Source organism: Pelagicoccus sp. SDUM812005 (genome assembly GCF_031127875.1).
Lineage (GTDB): Bacteria > Verrucomicrobiota > Verrucomicrobiia > Opitutales > Opitutaceae > Pelagicoccus.
The window spans coordinates 63466-81361 of the sequence record NZ_JARXIA010000024.1 but is presented as its reverse complement, the minus strand read 5'-3'; the positions used below and the strand labels follow the sequence as shown (position 1 = coordinate 81361).

The window sequence follows — 17896 nt, the reverse complement described above, 5'->3', positions numbered from 1 at the left end:
CGATTTTCGGTCTACTGGACGTAGTCTTTCAGTTCGGCTTGCAGAAATTGTTTGGCGTAGTGGAGGCGGGAGCGGACGGTCCCGACTGAGGTGCCTACGATGTCGGCGATCTCCTTGTGGCTGAGGCCGTCGATCTCGTAGAGGGTAATGACGGTGCGGTGCTTGACGGAGAGCTTTTGGAAGGCGTCGTTGAGCTTCTCCTGCAGCTCGTTCATGAGCGTGTTCTTGTCGGAGTCGGAGTCCGTCTTGAGTTGCTCGATGAAGCCGGCGGAGTGGTCTTCCTCGCTCATCTTCTCGAAGCTGAAGAAGCGGCGCAGCTTGTTCTTGCGCAGGTGGGTGAGGGTGGTGTTGAGGGCGATGCGGTAGAGCCAGGTGAAGAAGCTGGACTTGCCCTTGAAGCGTCCGACGGATTGGAAGGCCTTGATGAAGGCGTCCTGGGTGAGGTCGGAGGCGTCCTCGCGGTTGGAGGTCAGGTTGTAGACGACGGCGTAGATGCGCTCGCGGTACTTGGTGACGAGCTCGTCGAAGGCGTCCACGTCCCCCGCTTGAACCTTTTGCACGATCGCAAGGTCATCATCGGCCTCCTGACGCCGTTCGGGCGTGGAAACCAAGGTCTGTTTTATGGCCTTGCTGATGCTCATCTAGGGGTTGGAGGGATAAGTTAGTATCGGTTAGTTATATTCAAAACTGCGTGGATTTGAAGCCGCTTTTTTACTTTTGCAAAGTTTGGGCGACCTAAAGGGCGTCGACTTGGTTCCAAAGGAGTTCGCTGATGGTGCGTAGGTGGGCGGCGGAGGGGTTGTCCTCGAAGGCTTCGATGGCGGCGCGGCCTTTGGCGATCTCGTCGAAGATGGCCTGGCGGACTTCCTCGAAAATTCCCATTTCGCGCAGCTTGGCGAGCCAATGGGGGACGTCGGCCTCGATCTTCCCGGCGAGGGAGTCGCGCAGGACCTGGGACTCGTCGGCCGGCAGGCGGTCGCGCATGAGGATCAGCGGCATGGTGGGCTTGCCGGTGGCGATGTCGGTGCCGAGGGTTTTGCCAATCTTTTCCTGGGAGCCGAAGAGGTCGGTCATGTCGTCGTAGATCTGGTAGGCGATGCCCAAATGGCGGCCGAAGGCGCCGGCGGCTTGCACGTAGTCGTCCTCGAATCCGGCCAGCCGAGCCCCGAGGTGGCAGGAGACGCGGAAGAGTTCGGCGGTTTTCAGATCGATGACGCGGAAATAGGTTTCCATGTCGAGGTTGGGGTCGCCTCGCTGCATGGTTTGCAGGATCTCGCCGGTGCAGACTTGGCGCATGGAGATGGCGATGTCGCGGCAAACCTCGGTGGTGGGAAATTGGGTGGCGAGGAAGACGGCGTGGGAGAAGAGGGCGTCGCCGAGGAGAACGGCGGTCGCGTTGTTGTACTTTTTGGCAACGGTGGCGCGGTTGCGGCGGATATCCGCCTCGTCCATGATGTCGTCGTGCACGAGGGTGGCGAGGTGGATAGTTTCGACGACGGCGGCGAGGCGGACGAGCTTTTCGTCGACTTCGGAGGCCTTGTTCCAGCCGCTAAAGAAGATGAGGGAGGGGCGGATGCGCTTGCCGCCGGTTTCCATGCTGTAGGCGACGTGCTCGCGAATCTCCGGTTCGAAGGCGGCTATCTGCTTTTCGAGAAACGCGTCCAGGGCCTGCAAGTGCGGCTGGAGTAGCTGGAACAGCTCGGGGAGTTGCTTGGATGTGTCCGAGCTTTGGGACTGAGTCGTGTTTTGCATCGATCGAATTGAGAGTCAGTATGCATCGCATACGACGCGCCCATTGCAAACCCGAATGCGTCCGAGAGAGCTTGCGGGGGAGGGGCGGAATTTGGGCTGGGCTAGGACTGGAGCAATTCCCGCCATGCTTGGAAGGCCTGCTGGCGGGTTTCCCAGCCGCTGGGGCCGAGGTAATTTTTCGGATGTAGTTCTCGGGGCAGCAGAGGGTCGATCTCGATGGCCGAGGACCAGAGCGTGGATTCTTTCTTGAACCAGTTCGCGAGGGAGGCGGAAGGATCGCCGGCTTGGCTAGCGGGCGGGTTTTCAGCGACGTAGTTGAGGTATCGCTGGTAGCGGGTGTGAAGGTCTTCCCACGGCCAGGAGTGTTGAACGATGCTTTCGTCGCTGAGGAGTCCAAGCGGTTTGCCTTCGATAAAGATGACGGAGCTCGGCTCGATATCCATGGCTGCGATTTGTTGGCTCCAGTCTTCGTAGGGGCGAGCGCTGAGCCACAGGCTGCCTTGCAGGTGGCCGAACCTGTTGGTTTTGAGCCATTTGTTGAGTCGTTGTCGTTCCCGGCTTTCCTGCGCAGGGATGTCGAAAGTGATGGTGCGCCACTGTCCGTCCCAGGGGATGTTCCAGAATCGCTCCGGGGCGACGCGGTCCGCGATGTTCTCGATGCCGCTTGCGGTGAGGCTGGGAATCCAGGCGGTTTTGTTGGAGGCGTAGCCGAGCAGCTCCTTCTCGCGCAGGGAGCGCATCTGGCGGAGGTAGGAGGAGGGGTGGTCCCAGCCCGCGTAGGAGGTTAGGACGTGCTGCAGGCAATGGGAGTGGGCGAGGGTGTCGATTCCTGTCATGACGACGAGCTCGAGGAGCCCCTTCGTCTTTGCGCTGAGTTGCATCCCGCAACTATAAACCCGTTCAGCGATCGCGCAAATTATTCATCAACGTTGATGGAGAAATGGCACGGGGTAGGTGGCTTGGCAGTGGGAAACGAAGGGCTGGGGCGGCTAGGGCCGAGATGAGTGGGGGCTGGGGGGGCAGGAAGAGGGTGCGCGGTTTTTGTATCAACGTTGATGAGAAAAGCGCGCACGGGGAGGGGGGAAGCGTTGAGGGAGGAGGAGGTAAGGGTGAATCGGGTGAGGCAGGTGAATTGGGTGAGGGAGGGGCTGGGGGTTAGACGACGCGGACTTTGGTGAGGTCTTGGCCGTCGATGATGCCGATGGGCTTGTTGCGTTCGTCGACGACGATTAGGTCGTCGATGCTGTGCTTCTCGAAGGTCTTGAGGGCTTGGGCGGCGTAGGAGCCGCTGGCGATGGTGATGGGTTGCGGGGTCATCACGGTGCTGGCGGGACTGTCCAGGAAGTTGGGGTGGCTGAGGATGTAGCGGCGGATGTCTCCGTCGGTCATGATGCCGGCGAGGGTGCCGTCTTCTTCGAGGAGGGCGACGCAGCCGGAGCTTTTGGCGGACATCTCGGCGAGGCAATCCTTGCAGCTGGCGGACTTGGGCAGGGCGGCGAGGCGGTCGCTGGGACGCATGATTTCTTCGACCTTGGGGGAGAGCACGCGTCCGAGGGCTCCGCCGGGGTGGAATTTGGCGAAGTCTTCGCGAGAGATGGAGTTGAGCTCGAGCAGGACCATGGCGACGGCGTCGCCGATGGCCATAGCGGCGCTGGTGCTGGCGGTGGGGGCGAGCTCGAGGGGGCAGGCTTCGCGGTCCGCGATGTAGGCGAGGGTGGCGTCGCAGAGCAGGGCCAGGCTGGAGCTGGTTTTGGCGGTGACGGCGATGGTCTGCACGTCGAAGCGCTGGACCATGGGGAGGAAGCGCAGGAGCTCGGCGGTTTCGCCGCTGTTGCTGAAGGCGATGACAGTGTCGCCTTGGCGGCAGAGTCCGAGGTCTCCGTGCAGGGCTTGCACGGGGTCGAGGAAGGTGGAGGGGGCTCCGGTGGAGTTGAGGGTGCCGACGAGCTTTTGGCAGATGTGGGCGTTTTTTCCGACGCCGGAAAGGATGAGCTTGTTTCCGCGGGCGAGGGTTTCGTGCAGGATGGAAACGACGTTGGCGAATCCGTTGCCGAGGGAGTCGCGGGTGGCTTGCAGGGCGGCGATTTCGATGTCGAGGCAGCGTTGGCCTTTGGCGATGATTTCAGGTGTTTCCATGAGGAGTGGGAGCAAAACTGTGTATTCGGTATTTAGGACTTGGAAACGCGGCTTGGGTTGCTGTCTTATGCACGGAGAGACGATACTAAATGACGCTAAGGGCAAAGGCTTCCAGATTATTTTTGATAACGCTTGCGGGCTTCCTCTTTTTGGCGGGCTGCGCTCAGCAGGGCTCGCTGGAGGTGTTGAACGAGGACGAGGATCCGATCTTCCGTCGGGCTCGCGACTTGTATGCGCGGGGGATGGAGAACGAGGCTTTGGAGAACTTCTTGAAGCTGATCCAGCGGCGCAACGGCAATGCTCCGGAATCGCATTTGGATGCGGGCAACATTTACCTGAAGCATTTGCGCGACCCGGTTTCGGCGATCTACCACTTCAAGCACTACGAGGCCTTGCTGAAGCGTAGCGACCGCGAGGATGCGGGAGAGCGGATCGAGCTGGTGCAGGAGCGGATCAAGGCGGCCAAGAAGGAGTTTGCCATGACCTTCGATGCGAAGGTCTACAAGGATCCGCTGGAGCGTCTCAAACTTTTGGATACTATCGAGGCGTTGCGTTCGGAGAACGAATTGCTCAAGCGGCAGTTGGTTTCGGCTCGCACGCGCTTGAACGAGCCGGAGGAGAACCAGGTGGCTTACCAGCCGCCGGTCGAGTCGGTGCCGGTGCGTACTTTAAGGGCGGATACATCGCCCCGTGTCGAGCCGTCGCGTCCTGAGCCGACGAATACGGAAGCGGCTTCCCAGCGTCGCTACACGATCCAAGCGGGCGATTCCTTGTATAAGATTTCTCGGTTGGTGTATGGCGACGGCAGTCGCTGGCGCGAGATCTTGAACGCGAATCGCGACGTAATCCCGGACGAGGGTAGCCTCAAGGTGGGTGCTACGATCCGGATTCCTTAGGGAATTGCGTGGCGGCTCCTTGGCCGCGACTACTCGACGCGAAGGATACGCCGGTCTCCGGCTGAGGCTCCGAGGCTTTTGCCGATAAGTTGGCTGCCGAGGGGGGACTTGGGCGTGAGGACGGTGACGGGGCCAGTTTCGGTTTCGATCTCGAGTCCGCCGCGGGCGGGGCCGATGAAGAATTGCTCGCGTCCGGCGTTGCCAAGGGTGGTGACGAGGGATCCGATCGCTGCGGCGCCGGCTTGGGGCGCTTTGCTGAGGTCGAGGTTGCGGTAGGCTTGCAGGGCGTTTTTGAGGTCCTTGGCGTAGCCGGCTTGGGCGCTGGCGACGTAGGAGGTTTCGAGGGCGCGGGTGTCGTATTTGTTTTCTGGGCGCGACTCTTCGTCGGTGGCTTCTTCGGCGCTTTCGAGGGCGGCTTTGGAGGCGGTCTTGAGCTCTTGCTCGATGATGGCTTTTATGCGGTCGACTATTTCTTGCTTTTGCATGGGCGCGGTGGAGTGGGGAGTCCGAGCGCGGCGCGTCGAACTAAGCTGGATCCAAATCGCGCGTATCGTATTCGCAAGTCAACTTCGAGGTCTCGCCGAGTTCGTCGCTAAGGGCGGTGGAGAGGCTGACTTTGGCCCGGGCCTTGCGGGAGAGCATGCGGAGAAATTGCTGCCATTCCTTGTCGCCGGGGAGGCAGCAGGTGGCGTAGATGTGGTGGGAGTTCGAATCGATCTCCCGGTTTTTGGCGAGGCTGGCTTGGGTGAGGCTGGTGAAGGGCTTGTAGTTGAGCCGCTGCAGGGAGATTTGCAGGAAGGCCCAGCTGGCGAGGTTGCAGAGGTTGAGGATGCTCGTATCCGAAAAGCCATCGTCGGTGACGGTGTTGACGAATTTGGGCGCTGAGAGCTTGAGCGATTTGTCGGTGGCTTCGACGACTTGGCAGTTGATCGCTTTAGAGAGGGGGACTCGAGTATGGAGAAATTCTTCGACGCGTTTTAAAGGCAGTTCCATTGAACGGAAAAGATGGCGCAAGCCTGCTGGCTTGTCGAACGGCTGAAGCGATATTTGCTGGCGGAAATGCCAGACTGCGTGAGCTTTACGGACTAATTACGCTGTATCCACAGAATCCAGTCACCGGGTTCGGGGGTGAGGAATATGGTCGAGGCTTTAGTGATCTCGACTTGCCCCTTCCATTCTCCGGAGCTCGGGCAAAACCAGCGGGCGATGCCGTTGGCGAAGGGGAGCTCGAGGTTGAAGGTGGTGAAGATGTCGCTGGCGCTGGCGTTTTGGTCGGAGTAGAAGCCTTGGCCGTTTTTGCCGGAGTGTCCGTCGTGGGCGTCGGGGTTGGAGATGTAGACGATGCACTGGTCGCTTTCGGGGGAGCGCATGGCTTTGGCTTGCAGCGGTTTGTTGCCGGCGAGGGAGTCGTCGGGGATCCAGCCGATCAAGGACCCGCAAGTTTCGCGGAGGAAGGTTTGGATGTGCAGGAGGTCGTGGGCGCCGGACTTGAGGCGGGCGGCGTGGCAGGCGTCGTAGTAGCCGATGATGCCGGCGTGGTGGCCGCGTCCTTGGCCGCTGGTGTCGAGGCCCTGGTAGGTGGGGTGCCCTCCGGAGAGCAGCACGCCCCAGAAGAGGCGGCGGAAGTAGTAGCGGGGCTGGAGGGGGGCGAACTGGTACTCGGCCCGGTCTTGGTCGAGCACGAGGGGCTTGCTGGTGAGGCTAGCGTTTTCGGCGACGTAGGAGCCGTCGACTTGGCCGAGCGAGGAGAGGGAGGCGTAGGCGCACCACTTTTCGCGATCGAAGAGGAAGGTGGCGTAGCGCGGTTGGCCGCAGGTGATGAGCGAGTGCCAAGGGGATTGCTCGTAGAGGGTCTTGCCCAAGCGGGAAAGGGCTTGGAGGGTGACGGCGCTGTCCTTGGTGGGGTCGATGTTGGCGGCGAGGTTCCAGTGGACGTTGGCGAGCGAGCTGAAGCGTTCGGCAATGTAGCTTACGGCGAGATGGGTCAGTGGGTCGCCTTCTTCGAAGCGGTCCAGTTCCTCGCGATCCTCGGCGAAGAGGTCGAGCTGGAATTGGATGCGAGGGAAGCGGTTGAGGGCGTAGAGGAGGCGTTTCTCGACTTCGTCCCAAAAGGGGAGGTTGAGCTGCTTGCGGTGGGGATCGAAGAAGTTGGCGGTGGAGCGGGCGTTTTCGGCGAGGCGGACGCGGATCTTGGTGAAGCCGGCTTGGGCGGCTTGGTCGATGTAGGCGCGCCAGTTTTCGGCTTGGGGGGAGAGCAGGGATTCGGCGATGTCGCCGATGTGGAGGTAGTAGCTGCCGTTGTCGTAGTGGAATTGGCGACGGTCTTGCTGGGAGGCGCGCAGCTTGCCGGGCAGGTTGGACTCCTCGACTTGGATGTGGCCGCTGGCGACGCCTTTGCCGGCGGAGCTTTTGGCTTCCCACTTCCATTCGCCTGCTTCGGGCAGGTAGCAGCGGGCGACGGCTTTTCCGTCGCTGGTGGCGAAGGCCTTGGCGGCGATGCGGGCTCCGGAGGGCAGGGTGAAGGTCAGCTGGAGCGGCAGTACGGGAACTCTGGCGGTGACGACGTGTTCGCCGGCGAATTCGAGTTGGTGGCAGCCGCCGCGCTTTGCGGTTTGGCTGCCGATGCTGAGAATGTCCTGATCGGAGTTAGCTGGCATGGATACAAGAGGAGAGGGCTTCGCGGGAGTTGTTGGATAAGGCTCCGGCAGGTTGTCAGTCCTGTATGTTAAGGGATTCGTTCCTCGTCAAACTCGATCATGTCGGCGAAGGTCATGAGGTCGTCGCGGTCTTCGATGCCCATTTTCTTTTTGGCGGCGTCGAGGGCTTCGCGTCCCATGGGGCTGAGTCCTTTTTGTACGACTTCGCGGTTCCATTTGGCGACTTTGAGGTCTTGGGGGAGGATGGCGGCGAGGCGGCGGTCGATTTCGGTGTCGTCGGCGCTTTCGCGAACGATGGTTTCGACTTCGTCAGGATCGATGCCGAGGTGGAGGCAGAGGAAGCGGTCGAAGCCTTTCTTGTAGTTGCGCTGGTAGGATTTGCCGAGCTCGCCTTTGACGGCCTTTTTGGCCTTGGCGATGAAGCGCGGGAGGTGGAGCAGTCCGCAGGCGTGCGGGATGTAGGGGGAGGGGAGGTCGTAGTGGACTACGCCGGTATCGGGACGGGACATGGTTGGCAGAGGTTGGTGGTTGGTAAGTGAACGGTGAGGTCTACGATTCGAGGCCCTGCTTGAGGGCGTCGATTATTTCTTCGACGGGCTCGGCCCCGATGGCGAGGCGCATGAGCTCGGGGGTGATGCCGGCCTTGGCAAGGGCGCGTTGGCCGTCGGGCGTGGTGACGAGGGAGTAGTGGGCGAGGAAGATGTAGGGGCTGAGCAAGGTGGACTTCATGCCGAAGCTGGGGCCTTTGGGGAGGGGGGTGGCGTCGTAGAAGGCGCCGAAGTCGGTTGCGACTTCGAAGGAGATGAGGCCTCCGATGGCATCGGGGTGGCGGGCGATCTTTTCGAAGTTTGCGCGGGAGCGTTCTTCCTTGGCCCAGTGGACGGCTTTGACTTTTGGGTGGGACTCGAGGAAGGCCACGACTTGGGCCGTGCTTTGGTTTACCGTTTCCACCAGCGGGCTGTATCCCGGGAGCTGGTAGGCGAGCCTGGAGAGGTCGCGGGCGTAGGGGGGCTCTACGTCTGACTTGATGAAGTCGAGTATCGCTTGGCGCTCGGGGCAGCGCTCGGTGACGGCGATGGCTCCCAGCATGACGTCGCCTTCGTTGGCGGCGTATTTGGTGAGGCTGTTGACGATAATGTCGGAATAGGGGGAGACGTCGATGTTGGCGGGGGACGCGACGGTGGGATCGACGATGAGGTAGGTGCCGTGCTTTGTCGCCAGTTCGCGGATACGCTCGAGATCCATGGTTTGGATGAGCGGATTGGTGGGGGCTTCGGTGACGATGCCGGCAATGGTGTCGCCGTGGTCGGCGAGGGCTCGCTCGAGCTGGTCGAGGTCGAAGATGTCCAGGAGCTCGACATTGGCGGCGTGTTCGCCGCTGAGCTTGTCGAGGATATGCATGGTATCGGTGTAGAGCCAGCCGAGCTTGATCCAGGAGGTGCGGCCCTTGGGGTACTGAACGGAGCGGACGGCTTCGAAGGCGGCGAAGAACGCGTTCATGCCGGTATTGGAGAGGACGATGGCGTCCCGATCGGTCCCGAGCAGGGGCGAAAGGGTTTCGAGGATTTTCGCGGTGGCGTCGCCCGGGTAGAGGGTTTCCGGCTGCGGGGCCTCGCGGAGTCCTTCGGCGACGAGGTAGTCTTCGGCCTGGCGTCCGGAGAGGAAGCCGCCGATGTGCTGGAGGAAGCTCTTGGCTGCTGCGTTGAGTTCCGGATTGGTGGGTATTCGCAGGCCGGATACTCCGCGGTGCTTGATGAGCTTGCTGGGGGTGAGGCTGAGGTGCGCTTGCAGGCGTTTTGCCATGCTCTCGGAGGAGGTCAGCCAAAGGGAGTGGTTTGGGGTGTCGAAGAGGCGTTGCCAATGGGCTTCGATTTCGCGCAGGCAGCTGTGAAGCACGAAGCGCGGGTAGCCGGAGGTGAGCTTTGCGATGGTGGCGGGATGCTTTTCCTCGTAGCCGATGACGTCAGCCATGGTGGGGATGCTCACTGACACGGCGTGCAGGGAGTCGGGGATGGCTTTGCCCAAGGGGATGTGTTGTCCGGCGCTCATTGGTTTGGTAGGCGGGCACTTTAGGGGGCGGCCTAGGCTTGTCCAGCGCTAGATCGCAGGTGCGGATTTCTCTGTCTTTCGGTTTGAAGCGAGGGGACGGGGCCGTATGACCAAGCGGATGAAGTTCGTTTCTTGGAATGTGAATGGTATCCGCGCCGCGGTGAAAAAGGGCGCGATGGATTTTTTTGAGGCCAGCGGGGCCGACTTTGTTTGCCTGCAGGAAACGAAGGCCACGGTGGACATCGTGAAGGACCTAGGCTGGGGCAGCGGCGCCACGGTGCTGGCGAACGAAGCGGAGAAGAAGGGCTATTCCGGCACGGCAATCATTGCTCGCGAGGAGCCGGAATCGGTTTTCTACGGAATGGGCCTGGAGCATCACGACGGGGAAGGCCGCGTGGTGACCGCCGAGTATCCGGACTTCTATCTGGTGACGGTCTACACGCCGAACGCTCAAAACGAGCTGAAGCGCCTTGATTACCGCATGGAGTGGGATCGCGATTTTCTCGCTTACGTGAAGAATCTGGAGGCGACCAAGCCGGTGATCTTTTGCGGGGACTTGAACGTGGCCCACACGGAGGACGACTTGGCTAACCCGAAGTCGAACCGCAAGAACGCGGGTTTCAGCGACGAGGAGCGAGCTGGGTTCGACGCGATCTTGGCGGCTGGGTTCGTGGACACTTTCCGCGAATTTACCCAGGGCAAGGGGCACTATTCGTGGTGGAGCTATCGGGCGGGAGCTCGGGCCCGGAACGTGGGGTGGCGGATCGACTACTTCCTGATTTCCCAAGTCTTGCGCCCGCAATTGAAGTCTGCCCGGATCTTGCCGGACGTTTTGGGTTCCGACCACTGTCCGGTGGAGATGACCTTCGCCTAGGCCTTTTCGGTTTCGCCTTCCTCCAGGTCGGAGGGCGGGAAGCCAGCGTAGTGGGACTTGGGATAGGCGGTGCGTCGCTCCGAGCTCGGCTTGAGGAAGGTTCCGAGCACGCTGCCGACCACGAGTCCGACAGCCAGCCCGAAGGCGATGCCGATGGCTGGGTTTTGCTCGAACTTGCTGGCTCCGATCACGGCGAAGGCGAGTCCCATGACGAGTCCGATGCTTGCTCCCAGAGGGGCTTGGGCGCGTCGCTGGCTGGGCCGCGCGCGTACGCGGTCGGAGGCTCTGACTATGAGTAGGTCGTCCATGGTGGGCAGGTGAAAAACGGCGTTTACCGTTTTTTTTACTGTAGCGCGTGGGGCGGATTTGTCGATAGGGCAGGCAACGATCCAAGGGTGGGGGAAACTTGCTGGAGGGAGGCGCTTAGGCGAGCGGCGGACGCGGCGGGGAGGTTTGGGCTCGATCTTTAAGAAAGAATAACCTTGGTTAATGCCATGCCGTTGAAGAATGGGAGTTACAAGGGGGCCACTTGGGCAACCCGCCGCGCCTTGCTGGACATGCTGAAGCTGGGCGGCGAACTCTCGAGCGCCCAGATGGCGGCGGAGCTAGGCGTTTCCTCGATGGCGATTCGCCAGCACATGCAGGAGCTGGAGGCGGCGGGCGACGTGCAGTCCGAAGATCGGGCTCAGGGGAAAGGGCGTCCCACCAAGTTTTGGAGTTTGGCTCCAGCGGCGGCCCGGCATTTTCCGGATCGGCACCGCGACTTGATCTTGGACCTATTGGGGAACGTGCAGGCGGTGCTGGGAGAGGACGCGATGGATCGCCTGCTCGACGAGCGAGGAAAGGAGCAGGCCAGGCAGTACGGTCGGCGCGTGGCGGGGTGCTCGACTTTGGGCGAGCGAGTGCGGGAGCTCGCGAAGCTGCGGAGCGAGGAAGGCTATATGGCGGAGGCCAGCGAGGGGGAGTCGGGCGTTTTTACGCTGGTGGAGAACCATTGCCCGATTTGCGCGGCGGCGGCGGCTTGCCAAGACTTGTGCGCCCGGGAGCTGACGGTTTTCGAGCGGGTGCTGGGACCGGATTGCTCGGTCGAGCGGGTGGAGCACATGCTCTCGGGAGCGAGACGCTGCGCCTACGAGATCCGTCCGTCGAAGGCGGGAAAGTAGCGTCGCGGATCTAGCTGCGCTTGGAGAGCAGGAGGTCGGCGTAGATGTTCAGGCCGGCGACTTCGAAGGTGAAGCGGTATTGCTCGGCGGTGCCGCCGGTGCTGATGGCCATGCGCTTGCCCTGGACCACGGTGGGAAGGGTGAGAGTGGAAGGCAGGCCGAGGTCGGCCAGCTTGTTTTTGAAGGTACCGGCGAACATGTTGGTGAGTTCGCCGCAGACGTCGCGCACGACGTCGTCGTCGAGGTCCTCGCGGTCCAGTCCGGTGATTTTCGCTCCGGCTCCGTAGGCGAAGTTTTCCGTCATGAAGAGGTAGCAAACGCCGTTGATCTCGCCGGCGAAGCCGACGGAGGAAGCGAACATGCGCTTGGAATTGTCCTTGGCCGGATCGATTTGCGGGCTGAAGGCCTGTTTGCCGGAATAGGCTTCGTGGCCTACGCACTTGCACTGCATGCTCGCCATGGTGTCGATCACCTTGATCAGGGATGAGCTTAGGAATTCGTGGATTTTTCCGACGGGGACAGAAACGGACATTTTGGTGGGATTCTTAGTATCGGCGCTCGCTTCTCTGAGGGCGATGAGGAGTCGTTGAGTCTCGGAGCGTTGGTTGGAGCGTAGTGTATGAGGTCAGCGTTGCAGCGAAAGTGGCTTTTGTCGATTAATCGGAACAATTCCCTGTAACTGAGCCGTTTGCGAGTCTGATTAGCAGGAAATTTACGGCTGTGGCGGCCGACTTCGGAAATGAGGTTAAAGCTGCAGGAAATTAAGGGCGAGGCTGGCGAGGCTGAGGAAGAGGAAGAAGCCCATCACGTCGGTAACGGTGGTGACCATGATGGAGGAGGCTAGGGCGGGGTCGACCTTGACGGCGCGCAGGCCGATGGGGACGAGGACCCCAGCGAGGGCGGCGGCGAGGAGGTTGAGCTGCATGGCGAGGCAGACTACGCCGCCGAGCACCCAGCTGCCCATCCAGAGCCAGGAAATGAGTCCGACGGTGGCTCCGATCACGAGGCCGGAAACCGTGCCGATGATGATTTCCTTGATGAGGACGCGGCGCCATTCGTTGTCCTCGATTTCGCCGAGGGCGAGGGAGCGTACTACGATGGTGAGGGTTTGGGCTCCGGCGTTTCCGCCCATGCCGCCTACGATGGGCAGGAAGGCGGCGAGCATGGCGTATTTGACGAGGGTGTCTTCGAACATGGAGACGACCCAGGCGGCGAGGAAAGCGGTGCCGAGGTTGAGAAGCAGCCAGGGAATGCGGTTTTTGGCGGATCGTTTCCAGGGGGTGGTTACCATTTCCTCCCCGCTCAAGCCGACCATGCGCTGCATGTCCTCGGTGGCCTCTTCCTGGATGACGTCGATGACGTCGTCGGAGGTGACGAGTCCGACCAGCTTGCCGAAGTCGTCCACGACGGGCAGGGCGAGGTAGTTGTATTTTTGGAAGATGTTGGCGATTTCCTCCTGGTCGGCGTTGACGCTGATGGAGCGCACGTCGGTGATCATGACGGCGGACACCTTGAGGCGCAGGTCGCGGAAGAGCAGGTCTCGCAGGCGGAGGACGCCTTGGAGTCGGCCGTTTTCGTCGACAGCGTAGACGTAGAGAGCGTTGTCCTGGTCTTCGTCTTCGCCGCGGCGGACGGCCTCGCGGGCTTCGGAGAGGGCCATGGAGGTGAGCACGGTGTGCACCTCCTTGCGCATGATGCCGCCGGCGGTATCTTCGGGGTATTCGAGCAGGGTGGTGATCTCCTCAACGTCTTCGTCGGGGAGCTGGTCCATGATGGACTGCAGGCGCTCGGGGGAAACTTGTCCGAGGGCGTCGGCGGCGTCGTCGGAGTACATCTCGGGGATGATTTCGGAGACGCGTTCCAGCCTCATGTTTTCCATGAGGTCGGTTTGGATTTCCTGGGGGAGCTCGGTGAGGATTTCGGCGACCTGTTCGTCGCTGAATTCGCGCAGGACGCTGCGGATTTCGGCGAGTTCCCTATCTTCGATAGCCTCGGCGACATCGCTCGGGTGCATCTCCTTCAACCGGGTTATATCGCGGTCGAAGGCGCTGCTAACAGGCTGAGTCTGTTCTTCCCGTTCCTCCATGGGGCTTGTTAAGACAAATACTGGCTCGGTCAGCAAGAGCGGTATTTTAAGTTCGCGCAAAAAAGCGGGGACTCGGTTCGTTGTAGCCTTGTGTGCCCCTGCTGAGGGGCTTGTATCCGAAATTGCATGCCAACTTATAAGTGCCCTCCCTACCGTTGCCCTTTCCTATTGAGGGGGGAGCACGTCGAAACGATTGTTCCGAATCTGAGTCGGCGTCGCATCGGAGTGCGTTATCGACGGGCGCGTTTGGAGCTAGGGGATGGCGATTTCGTGGACCTGGATACGGCTGCCGCGACCGGTACCGAAAGTTCTGATACATGCGTGTTGGCTTTGCATGGGCTGGAAGGCTCGTCGGGCGCTCCTTATGTCAAGAGCTTGGCGAAGGCTTTGAAGGGGCTGCCTTGGGACTTGGTAGCGATGAACATGCGGGGTTGCAGCGAGGAGCCGAACCGGGCGGTCCGCTTCTACCATAGCGGGGAAACGGGGGACTTGCGGGAGGTTTTGAGCCATCTCGAAACGCGGTACCGGCGCGTGTTCCTGTTTGGCTTTAGCCTAGGTGGAAACGTTGTTCTGAAGTATATGGGCGAGAATGCCGACCGGGTGAATTCGGTGGTAGCGGGAGCGGTCGCAGTGTCGGCTCCGATCGATCTGGAGGGCTCGGCCTTGAAGATTGGCGAGCGGAGGAATCGGTTCTACATGCGTCGCTTCATTCGGATGTTGAGCTTGAAGATCGAGGCCAAGGCTCAGCTGTATCCAGAAGAATTGGACGCGAGCGGGGTGCGAGGATTGAAGGATTTTTTGGATTTCGACGGGAGGTTTACGGCTCCCTTGAACGGCTTTTCCAGCGCCCAAGACTATTGGCGAAGGTGTAGCGCCTTGAATTGGTTGCGAGACATTCGAGTGCCGTCGCTATTGATCAACGCGCGGAACGATCCGTTTTTGTCGCCCGCTTGCTTTCCGGCCTCGGACGTCGAGGAGAGCGCGTCTTTGTATTCGGTTTTTCCCGACAGGGGCGGGCATTTGGGATTTCCGGGACTTCGGACGAGGGATCGGGCCTGGCACGAAGCGGTGGCTCTTGGGTTCTTGGAGGCGCTTTAGGTTTTCCTCGAGGAGGAGGCGATCTGCCGCGCTGCGGCTAGAGGCCGAGGTCGAGCTGAGGAATGGGGGCGCTGGCGGGAGCTTCGAGGCATTCGGGGCCTTCGCTGCGGTTGTTGTTGACGATCGGGTTGGCTGGGCGGCAGCTCATGAGCTCGGGATCGATGGGGGCGAAGAGTTCGAGGCGCTCGTCGGCGTCGAGCTTGGTTATGCTGGGCTCGAGCCATTGCTCCAAGCGTTCGCCCGAGAGGATGACCGGCATGCGCTCGTGGTACCTGGCCATGAGGGCGTTGGCGTGGGTGGTGAGGATGGTGTAGCTGTCGAAGTGTTGGTTGTGCTCGCCTACCCAGGTTTCCCAGATGCCGGCCATGAGGAAGACGGAGTCGTCGGCCATGCTGAAGAAGTAGGGTTGGTTCACGCCTTTTGCCTTTTTCCACTCGTAAAAGCCGTCGGCTGGGATGAGGCAGCGGCGGCGCTGGAAGGCGGCTCGGAAGGAGGGCTTTTCGGCCACGGTTTCCGAGCGGGCGTTGATCATGGGGGACTGGGTTTGCTGGGTTTTGGACCAGCTCGGGATGAGCCCCCAGCGCAGGTAGGCGGCTTGCAGCTTGTCCGGCTCGTCGAAGGACTTGCGCAAGACGAGGTTGTTTTGGGTGGGGGCAATGTTGAATCGCGGTCCGATGTTGCTGACCGATTCGGGGGCGGCGTCGAGCAGGTAGTTGCCCAATTTTTCGGCAACATTGCTCAATCCTTTCCTCAAAGTGTAACGCCCGCACATGTTCGGTTGCTACAGTGCAGCTAGCGCAAGTCGTTTACAATCCGGAATTAGCCCGAACTGTAAAAAAAATCGACAGTCCGGTTTCTCAGTTGAGCTCGGCTTCGTCGATGAGCTTTTGGATGCGCGGCTCGGGGCGCCTGCTCTCGCGTTTGGCGCGTTTGGCGGCGATGTCGAGGGCGGCGATTCGGTAGGCTTCCCCGAGGGTGGGGAAGTTGAGGATGTTTTCCAGGAAGATGTCGATATCGTTGCCGTTGAGGATGGCCATCTCTCCGACGTGCACGAGGTCGGTGGCGCCTTCGGCGACGATGTGGACTCCGAGCAGCTTCTTGCCTTGCGGGTCGGCGATCATCTTGAGCATGCCGTCTTGGATGCCTGCGATCTGGCCGCGGGCGACTTCTTCGAAGTTGGCGCGGCCGATGACGATATTGTCGCCGAACATCTCGCGGGCCTGCTCTTCGGAGAGGCCGACCGATGAGAGTTCCGGGACGGAGTAGATGCCGATGGGGACGAGCTCGATGGCTTGGTGGGCATCCTTGCCGAGGATGTGGCGGATGGCGCGGCGTCCTTGCTCCATGGATACGGAGGCGAGGGAGGGCGGTCCGATGACGTCGCCTACGGCGTAGATGTTGGGTACGGAGGTCTGGTAGTTTTCGTCGACGGAGATGACGTTGTTGCGGCCTTGGGCGAGCTTGACGGCCTCGAGATTGAGGGGTTCGACGTTCGCGAGGCGGCCTTGGGCGACGAGCATCTTGTCGCTGAGCAGCTCTTCGCCATTGTCGAGCACGGTGCGTACTTGCAGGCCGTTCCATTCGACGCTCTTGGCTTTGACGTTGCCGATGTAGGTGCCGCCGTTGCGGGTGAAGTTGTCGAGGAATTTGGTGGTGAGCTCCGGTTCCATGAACATGAGGGGCCGCGGGGTGCGGTCGATCATGGTAACCTTGACGCCGAGCAGGGAAAAGATGGATGCGTATTCCGAGGCGATGACTCCGGCTCCGATCACGGTGAGCGAGCGGGGGAGGTAGATCATGCTGAGGATGGAGTCGCTATCGAGGATGTGCTCGTGGTCGACGGGGATTTCCGGAGGGGTGCGGGGACGGGAGCCGGAGGCGATGACCACGTTTTTGGCCCCGAGCACGGTTCTGGTTCCCTTGACCGAGGTGACGAGGATGGTGTGGGCGTCGACGAAGCTGGCTCTGCCGAGGAAGACCTTGCCGCCGCTGGTGCCGATATGGCTGGAGATGAAGGAGGTGTATGACTGCAGGACGGAGTCGAGTCGCTTCATCAAGGTCGAGACTTCCATGTCGTCCTTGAGCTTGAAGTCGAAGACGTCGGCGTTTCGCTTCAGGGTGGTGATGGTGAGGGCGGCTTCGCGGAGGGTCTTGCTGGGGATGGTGCCGAGGTGCACGCAGGTGCCGCCGACGGCGCGTTCCCGCTCGACGATAGCCACGCTGAGGCCGGACTTGGCGGCTTGGTCGGCGGCTTTTTGTCCGCCGGGGCCGGAGCCGATTACGATGAGGTCGAAGGTTTCGTCGGGGGTCATAGTTCCATGGCGGAGACGACCGCTTTGACGTCGTCTTTCTTAGTGAGGAGTTCCTGGAAGTCGTCTTGGTAGAAGTTGAGGAATTCGACGACGGGGTCGCGTCCCAGCTCGATGATGTTGGTACCCATGGGATTGACGATCCAGTTGGCGAAGCGTTGGGAAAGGTAGGTAGCGGCGCACTCGTCCTTGAAGGCGGGGGCGGCGGCGTAGTTCTGGTAGTAGACGGTTGTGATTTGCAGCTGCTTGGGCAGCTTCCAGTCGATGGCGACCTTGGTGGCGACCTTAGGGCTGAGGCCTGCCACGATCTGCTTGAGCTCCTCGTCTTCGAGTTTGATGCCGAGGCGGTCTTGCACTTTGGCCACCAATTGCAGGGCGATCGGTCGGCCCACGGAGTGGAGGAGTCCGCAGAGGAATTGGCCTTCGACGTTGCGGCGGCGCTTGCGGGCGATCTCGCGGCCGTAGGCGCCGGCGGCGAGGGCGTGCCGCAGGAGGCTCTTGATTTGCTTCTCGAAGCCGGGGGCTTTGAAGATGTCGCTTTGGATGGAGACGGCGATGGCGATTTCGCCGAGGAGCTTCATGCCGAGTCGAGTGACGGCTTGCTGGAGGGAAACGATGGGTTCGCCGCTGGCGTAGCCTGCGGAGTTGGCGATGCGCAGGGTTTGGGACGCGATGGACTGGTCTCCGTGGATGAGCTTGGAGAGCTCCGCCATGTCGGCGTTTGGGTCGTTGGTCAGGGAGAGGATCTTGCCGGCAACGGCGGGCATGACGGGAAGCTCGAGCTTTCCTGCCTTGATTCCTTGGACGATGGCGTTGGCCACGGTCTGTACGGGAGTGGTTGTATCTGGCTGGTCCGGCATTTGAGGAGTTGCTGCT

At 61.1% G+C, this 17896-nt stretch carries 19 protein-coding genes; 4 read left to right on the top strand and 15 right to left on the bottom strand.

Annotated features, from left to right (window positions below; genetic code table 11):
- Positions 1–11: 11 nt before the first annotated feature.
- The 4 genes from QEH57_RS22090 to QEH57_RS22075 all read right to left on the bottom strand — a co-directional run bounded on the left by QEH57_RS22090 (position 12) and on the right by QEH57_RS22075 (position 3888).
- Positions 12–641, bottom strand: coding sequence for a sigma-70 family RNA polymerase sigma factor (locus QEH57_RS22090; RefSeq protein WP_309008971.1), 630 nt, complete (start codon positions 639–641; stop codon positions 12–14).
- 94 nt (positions 642–735) lie between these two features.
- Positions 736–1752: a polyprenyl synthetase family protein gene (locus QEH57_RS22085; protein WP_309008970.1), complete on the bottom strand. Its 1017-nt coding sequence runs from the start codon at positions 1750–1752 to the stop codon at positions 736–738.
- Positions 1753–1853: 101 nt separating this feature from the next.
- On the bottom strand, positions 1854–2633 hold the full coding sequence (locus tag QEH57_RS22080; RefSeq protein WP_309008969.1) for a PaaX family transcriptional regulator C-terminal domain-containing protein: 780 nt from the start codon (positions 2631–2633) through the stop codon (positions 1854–1856).
- A gap of 274 nt (positions 2634–2907) precedes the next feature.
- The gene (locus QEH57_RS22075) at positions 2908–3888 is read right to left on the bottom strand and encodes a KpsF/GutQ family sugar-phosphate isomerase (RefSeq protein ID WP_309008968.1); all 981 of its coding nucleotides are present in this window, start codon (positions 3886–3888) and stop codon (positions 2908–2910) included.
- A gap of 122 nt (positions 3889–4010) precedes the next feature.
- Between QEH57_RS22075 and QEH57_RS22070 the strand changes: the two genes are divergently transcribed.
- Positions 4011–4784, top strand: coding sequence for a LysM peptidoglycan-binding domain-containing protein (locus QEH57_RS22070; RefSeq protein WP_309008967.1), 774 nt, complete (start codon positions 4011–4013; stop codon positions 4782–4784).
- 29 nt (positions 4785–4813) lie between these two features.
- Here the strand turns inward: QEH57_RS22070 and QEH57_RS22065 are convergent, their stop codons facing one another.
- The 5 genes from QEH57_RS22065 to QEH57_RS22045 all read right to left on the bottom strand — a co-directional run bounded on the left by QEH57_RS22065 (position 4814) and on the right by QEH57_RS22045 (position 9490).
- Complete coding sequence (locus QEH57_RS22065; RefSeq protein ID WP_309008966.1) at positions 4814–5269, bottom strand: hypothetical protein; 456 nt, start codon at positions 5267–5269, stop codon at positions 4814–4816.
- A gap of 40 nt (positions 5270–5309) precedes the next feature.
- Complete coding sequence (locus QEH57_RS22060) at positions 5310–5777, bottom strand: YiiD C-terminal domain-containing protein (protein ID WP_309008965.1); 468 nt, start codon at positions 5775–5777, stop codon at positions 5310–5312.
- A gap of 92 nt (positions 5778–5869) precedes the next feature.
- A complete protein-coding gene (locus QEH57_RS22055; protein ID WP_309008964.1) occupies positions 5870–7441 on the bottom strand; it encodes a hypothetical protein in 1572 nt (523 codons plus the stop codon).
- Positions 7442–7509: 68 nt separating this feature from the next.
- Positions 7510–7950, bottom strand: a complete 441-nt coding sequence (locus QEH57_RS22050) for a DUF5069 domain-containing protein (RefSeq protein WP_309008963.1) — start codon at positions 7948–7950, stop codon at positions 7510–7512.
- Positions 7951–7990: 40 nt separating this feature from the next.
- Entirely contained in the window at positions 7991–9490 is a 1500-nt protein-coding gene (locus tag QEH57_RS22045) for an aminotransferase class I/II-fold pyridoxal phosphate-dependent enzyme (protein WP_309008962.1), read from the bottom strand.
- A gap of 118 nt (positions 9491–9608) precedes the next feature.
- Here QEH57_RS22045 and QEH57_RS22040 point away from each other — a divergent pair, with 118 nt between their 5' ends.
- Complete coding sequence (locus QEH57_RS22040) at positions 9609–10364, top strand: exodeoxyribonuclease III (protein WP_309008961.1); 756 nt, start codon at positions 9609–9611, stop codon at positions 10362–10364.
- Here QEH57_RS22040 and QEH57_RS22035 read toward each other — a convergent pair.
- Entirely contained in the window at positions 10361–10672 is a 312-nt protein-coding gene (locus QEH57_RS22035; RefSeq protein WP_309008960.1) for a hypothetical protein, read from the bottom strand. The two genes, QEH57_RS22040 and QEH57_RS22035, sit on opposite strands and share 4 nt — an antisense overlap.
- Positions 10673–10858: 186 nt before the next feature.
- On the opposite strand from QEH57_RS22035, the gene QEH57_RS22030 reads away from it, so the two are divergent.
- Positions 10859–11527, top strand: coding sequence for a transcriptional regulator (locus QEH57_RS22030; protein WP_309008959.1), 669 nt, complete (start codon positions 10859–10861; stop codon positions 11525–11527).
- Positions 11528–11537: 10 nt separating this feature from the next.
- Here QEH57_RS22030 and QEH57_RS22025 read toward each other — a convergent pair whose 3' ends face one another.
- Both QEH57_RS22025 and mgtE read right to left on the bottom strand, forming a co-directional pair.
- Positions 11538–12059, bottom strand: coding sequence for a chemotaxis protein CheX (locus tag QEH57_RS22025; protein WP_309008958.1), 522 nt, complete (start codon positions 12057–12059; stop codon positions 11538–11540).
- 213 nt (positions 12060–12272) lie between these two features.
- Positions 12273–13613: a magnesium transporter gene (gene mgtE / locus QEH57_RS22020; protein WP_309008957.1), complete on the bottom strand. Its 1341-nt coding sequence runs from the start codon at positions 13611–13613 to the stop codon at positions 12273–12275.
- Between the two features lie 126 nt (positions 13614–13739).
- Here mgtE and QEH57_RS22015 point away from each other — a divergent pair, with 126 nt between their 5' ends.
- Entirely contained in the window at positions 13740–14711 is a 972-nt protein-coding gene (locus QEH57_RS22015) for an alpha/beta fold hydrolase (protein WP_309008956.1), read from the top strand.
- Between the two features lie 37 nt (positions 14712–14748).
- Here QEH57_RS22015 and QEH57_RS22010 read toward each other — a convergent pair whose 3' ends face one another.
- The 3 genes from QEH57_RS22010 to QEH57_RS22000 form a co-directional block, all read right to left on the bottom strand.
- Positions 14749–15483 (bottom strand): SOS response-associated peptidase, encoded by a 735-nt coding sequence (locus QEH57_RS22010; protein WP_309008955.1) that lies wholly within the window; start codon positions 15481–15483, stop codon positions 14749–14751.
- 85 nt (positions 15484–15568) lie between these two features.
- Entirely contained in the window at positions 15569–17023 is a 1455-nt protein-coding gene (gene sthA / locus QEH57_RS22005) for a Si-specific NAD(P)(+) transhydrogenase (RefSeq protein ID WP_309008954.1), read from the bottom strand.
- Positions 17020–17880 (bottom strand): HDOD domain-containing protein, encoded by an 861-nt coding sequence (locus tag QEH57_RS22000; RefSeq protein WP_309008953.1) that lies wholly within the window; start codon positions 17878–17880, stop codon positions 17020–17022. Before QEH57_RS22000 ends, sthA begins: the two co-directional genes overlap by 4 nt.
- Between the last annotated feature and the right edge of the window lie 16 nt (positions 17881–17896).

Bases quoted from the DNA above. Each gene is read 5' to 3' on its own strand.
- QEH57_RS22045 (WP_309008962.1), bottom strand. From the start codon at position 9,490: ATGAGCGCCGGACAACACATCCCCTTGGGCAAAGCCATCCCCGACTCC.
- QEH57_RS22040 (WP_309008961.1), top strand. From the start codon at position 9,609: ATGAAGTTCGTTTCTTGGAATGTGAATGGTATCCGCGCCGCGGTGAAA.
- QEH57_RS22060 (WP_309008965.1), bottom strand. From the start codon at position 5,777: ATGGAACTGCCTTTAAAACGCGTCGAAGAATTTCTCCATACTCGAGTC.
- QEH57_RS22030 (WP_309008959.1), top strand. From the start codon at position 10,859: ATGCCGTTGAAGAATGGGAGTTACAAGGGGGCCACTTGGGCAACCCGC.
- QEH57_RS22025 (WP_309008958.1), bottom strand. From the start codon at position 12,059: ATGTCCGTTTCTGTCCCCGTCGGAAAAATCCACGAATTCCTAAGCTCA.
- QEH57_RS22065 (WP_309008966.1), bottom strand. From the start codon at position 5,269: ATGCAAAAGCAAGAAATAGTCGACCGCATAAAAGCCATCATCGAGCAA.
- QEH57_RS22000 (WP_309008953.1), bottom strand. From the start codon at position 17,880: ATGCCGGACCAGCCAGATACAACCACTCCCGTACAGACCGTGGCCAAC.
- QEH57_RS22080 (WP_309008969.1), bottom strand. From the start codon at position 2,633: ATGCAACTCAGCGCAAAGACGAAGGGGCTCCTCGAGCTCGTCGTCATG.
- QEH57_RS22090 (WP_309008971.1), bottom strand. From the start codon at position 641: ATGAGCATCAGCAAGGCCATAAAACAGACCTTGGTTTCCACGCCCGAA.
- sthA (WP_309008954.1), bottom strand. From the start codon at position 17,023: ATGACCCCCGACGAAACCTTCGACCTCATCGTAATCGGCTCCGGCCCC.
- QEH57_RS22050 (WP_309008963.1), bottom strand. From the start codon at position 7,950: ATGTCCCGTCCCGATACCGGCGTAGTCCACTACGACCTCCCCTCCCCC.
- QEH57_RS22085 (WP_309008970.1), bottom strand. From the start codon at position 1,752: ATGCAAAACACGACTCAGTCCCAAAGCTCGGACACATCCAAGCAACTC.
- QEH57_RS22015 (WP_309008956.1), top strand. From the start codon at position 13,740: ATGCCAACTTATAAGTGCCCTCCCTACCGTTGCCCTTTCCTATTGAGG.
- QEH57_RS22035 (WP_309008960.1), bottom strand. From the start codon at position 10,672: ATGGACGACCTACTCATAGTCAGAGCCTCCGACCGCGTACGCGCGCGG.
- QEH57_RS22010 (WP_309008955.1), bottom strand. From the start codon at position 15,483: ATGTGCGGGCGTTACACTTTGAGGAAAGGATTGAGCAATGTTGCCGAA.
- QEH57_RS22075 (WP_309008968.1), bottom strand. From the start codon at position 3,888: ATGGAAACACCTGAAATCATCGCCAAAGGCCAACGCTGCCTCGACATC.
- mgtE (WP_309008957.1), bottom strand. From the start codon at position 13,613: ATGGAGGAACGGGAAGAACAGACTCAGCCTGTTAGCAGCGCCTTCGAC.
- QEH57_RS22055 (WP_309008964.1), bottom strand. From the start codon at position 7,441: ATGCCAGCTAACTCCGATCAGGACATTCTCAGCATCGGCAGCCAAACC.